General features: G+C 55.9%; 1 rRNA gene. It reads right to left on the reverse strand.

From position 1 onward, the window contains the following. Positions 1-202: 202 nt before the first annotated feature. Positions 203-322: ribosomal RNA gene (locus EOC94_RS33940) — 16S ribosomal RNA — on the reverse strand; the annotation flags it as partial.

Raw genomic sequence — 322 nt, forward strand, 5'->3', positions numbered from 1 at the left:
CCCAAAGGGTGCGATGCGGCGCGCGAGCGCAAGTCAAAGTCATTCGCGAAGAAAGAGAAACGAAGGCGGCAGACCCGCTTAAGGTATGCACGACGGTAAGAGTGACTCTCTTCCGTCTTGTTCCAAGAGAACCGAAAGGCAGAGGCTCCCCATTTCATCCGAAGATGAGGGAGTGAGCGTTTCCATTAAGGTTCTTCCTTAGAAAGGAGGTGATCCAGCCGCAGGTTCCCCTACGGCTACCTTGTTACGACTTCACCCCAGTCGCTGACCCTACCGTGGTCGCCTGCCTCCTTGCGGTTAGCACAGCGCCTTCGGGTAAAAC

Origin of the sequence: Mesorhizobium sp. M6A.T.Ce.TU.016.01.1.1, assembly GCF_003997065.1 — a bacterium.
GTDB classification, from domain to species: domain Bacteria; phylum Pseudomonadota; class Alphaproteobacteria; order Rhizobiales; family Rhizobiaceae; genus Mesorhizobium; species Mesorhizobium mediterraneum.